Source organism: Streptomyces sp. UNOC14_S4 (assembly GCF_020740835.1).
Lineage (GTDB): Bacteria > Actinomycetota > Actinomycetes > Streptomycetales > Streptomycetaceae > Streptomyces.
This window is the reverse complement of the sequence record NZ_JAINFC010000732.1, coordinates 1-2784: the sequence shown is the minus strand read 5'-3', so window position 1 is coordinate 2784 and position 2784 is coordinate 1. Positions and strand designations below refer to the sequence as shown.

Sequence of the window (2784 nt, the reverse complement as noted above, 5' to 3'; positions counted from 1 at the left end):
GGCAATTACCCGGCAGCCTCTCCCCCACAGGCCCCCGCGTCACCGCCCGCACCAGCAGCTCGCCGCCGACGAACGCCCCGCGCCACGACGCGCCGAAGCCGCCGAACAGCTCGTCGCGGTCGCCGCGCGAACGCGGCTCGCCGTGGCCCACCTTGAAGGCGCGGATCTGCGGTGCGAGGCGCCGGTACGTTCCGGCGTCGTCGCACGACAGCGTGGCGACCAGCGCGCCGTTGCTGGCGTTCATCGCGGCGAGCAGCTCCGCCTCCGTGTCGACCAGCACGATGGTGTCGACGGGCCCGAAGGGTTCCGCGTGGTGCAGGGGCGAGCTCGGTGGCGGGTTGAGGAGCGTGACGGGCGGGACGTACGCGGCGGTGTCCTGGCCCGGCAGGAAGTGGCCGTCGGCGAGTGAGCCGCGGTGCAGGGGTACGGCGCCCCGGTCGATCGCCTCCGCGACCTGGTCGCCGAGTTCCTTGGCCTTGGCCGCGTTGATGAGGGGGCCGAAGTCCAGCTCCGGCAGGGCGTCGTCGGGTGCGGACACGGCGAGGGGGTGCCCGAAACGTACTGCCCGTACGGCGGGCAGATAGACCGTCAGGAAGTCGGCGAAGGAGGCCCGTTGGACCACGAAGCGCGGGTAGGCCGTGCAGCGCTGCTTGGCGTAGTCGAAGGTCTTGCGGATGCGCGGGGCGAGGGAGTCCCAGTCGGTGAAGTTCCAGACGCCCCAGGTGTTGAGCCCCTCTTGTTCGAGGATGTGGCGCTTGCCGAGGTCGGCCACCGCGGTGGCGACCCGTGCGCCCGTGTCGCGTCCGCCGACGAACGAGACACAGCCGATCTCGGGCGCGCGGACCAGGGCCTCCGAGAGCTCGCCGCCGCTGCCGCTGACCAGGGTCACGGGGAGGCCCTCGCGGGCGGCGAGCGCCGAGGCCAGGGTGAGGCAGGCCAGGCCGCCGTCCGTGGGTGTCTTGGCGATGACGGCGTTCCCGGCGAGCGCCTGGACGAGCATGGCGTGGACGAGGACCGAGAGGGGGTAGTTCCAGCTGGCGATGTTGCTGACGGGCCCGGCCAGCGGGGCGCGGCCGGCGAGCATGCCGTCGATGCCGTCGACGTACCAGCGGACGCCGTCGATCGCGCGGTCCACGTCCGCCCGGGCGAGCCGCCAGGGCTTGCCTATCTCCCAGACGAGGAGGAGGGCGAGGAGTTCGCGGTGCTCGGTGAGCGCGTCGAGGGTGGCGCCCACCCGCGCGCGCCGGTCGGCCAGCGGCACCTCGCGCCAGGCGCGGTGCGCGTCGAGCGAGGCCCGTACGGCGTGCCGCGCGGTGTCGGGGTCGAGCCGGGGCGGGCCGGGGACGGGGGTGCCGTCGACGGGCGTCGTGCCGGGCAGCGCGTGGCCGTCGGCCTGCCAGAAGCCGTTCCAGAGGTTGAGGACGCGGTCGTCCCGGAAGGCCTCGGGGGCGACCGCCTGGCAGCGCTGCCAGGCGGTGGCCCAGTCCGTACCGGGTTTGAGCGTGAGGGTGGGTGCCATCGTGATCTCCGCTCTCGGTGCACGGTCGGGGCGGGGAAGTGGCGCTCCACCCGACGGTAGCGAGCCGTCCGCGCGCCGTGGGGCCCGCCGTGAGCGATGAGTCCGACGTCACGTCCCGCCCGGTGCCCGCGCGGCCGGGGCCGCCGACGAGAATGAGGGGTCCACCGCCACCACCAGCACCGGGACTGATCACCATGGGACGGGTCACCGCGCGCCGCCGCGTCATCCGCATCCGGGACGGGGCCGTCGGCACCCGTCCCGACACCTTGGTCGCCGAGGAGCCGATGGAGATCCGGCTCAACGGCAAGCCGCTGGCGATCACCATGCGCACCCCCGGCGACGACTTCGCGCTCGCGGCCGGCTTCCTGGTCAGCGAGGGTGTGCTGAGCAGCGCCGAGGAACTGTCGAACATCGTCTACTGCGCGGGCGCGACGGAGGACGGCGGCAATACGTACAACGTGGTGGATGTACGGCTCGCCCCCGGTGTGCCGCTGCCCGACATCGCGCTCGAACGCAACGTCTACACCACGTCGTCGTGCGGCCTGTGCGGCAAGGCGAGCCTGGACGCCGTACGGACGACGGCGCGTCACATGCTCTCGGACGGACCGTCACCGATGCGGCTGACGCCGGAACTCCTCTCCGCGCTGCCGGACCGGCTGCGGGCGGCACAGCAGGTCTTCGAGCGTACGGGCGCGCTGCACGGCGCCGCGCTCTTCTCGGCCGACGGCGAGCTCTTGGACGTGCGGGAGGACGTGGGCAGGCACAACGCGGTCGACAAGCTCGTCGGCCGCGCCCTCCAGCAGGGCCTGCTGCCCCTCTCCGGCACGATCCTCCTGGTGTCGGGCCGCGCCTCGTTCGAACTCGCGCAGAAGGCGGTCATGGCGGGCATCCCGTTCCTGGCCGCGGTCTCGGCCCCCTCTTCCCTGGCCGTGGACCTGGCAACGGAAACGGGCCTGACGCTGGTGGGCTTCCTGCGCGGCAAGTCGATGAACATCTACGCGGGTGAGGAGCGCATCATCCTGACGTAGGCGCCCCGCAAGGGGGCGCCCCATCAGGGGCGCGGGGAACTGCGCGAGCAACCACAGCGGACCGGCACTCGCCAGACATGCACAGCGCACCGAGCTCGTAGGCGGCCTTTAGGGCAAGGCCGTGAAGTTATGGGGTGGGTCCGTGGCTGCGAGTGGGGTCTGGTCTGGAGGAACGCCGGACGCGAGAAGCGGAGCCCCGGTAGAACTGGCTGGTCCGCCAAGACAAGCCGTTCACAG

2 protein-coding genes are annotated in these 2784 nt (G+C 72.6%); one reads left to right on the top strand and one right to left on the bottom strand.

All coding sequences use genetic code 11. The annotated features are described in order from the left end of the window. Window positions 1-1519 (bottom strand): aldehyde dehydrogenase family protein (locus tag K6I34_RS35045; RefSeq protein WP_229332070.1); only part of this gene is annotated, 1519 nt, incomplete at its 3' end. Window positions 1520-1713: 194 nt separating this feature from the next. Between K6I34_RS35045 and fdhD the strand changes: the two genes are divergently transcribed. After that, window positions 1714-2547 carry a formate dehydrogenase accessory sulfurtransferase FdhD gene (gene fdhD / locus K6I34_RS35040; RefSeq protein WP_229332069.1) on the top strand — a complete coding sequence of 278 codons (834 nt, stop codon included), beginning with the start codon at window positions 1714-1716 and terminating at the stop codon, window positions 2545-2547. Window positions 2548-2784: the final 237 nt, after the last annotated feature.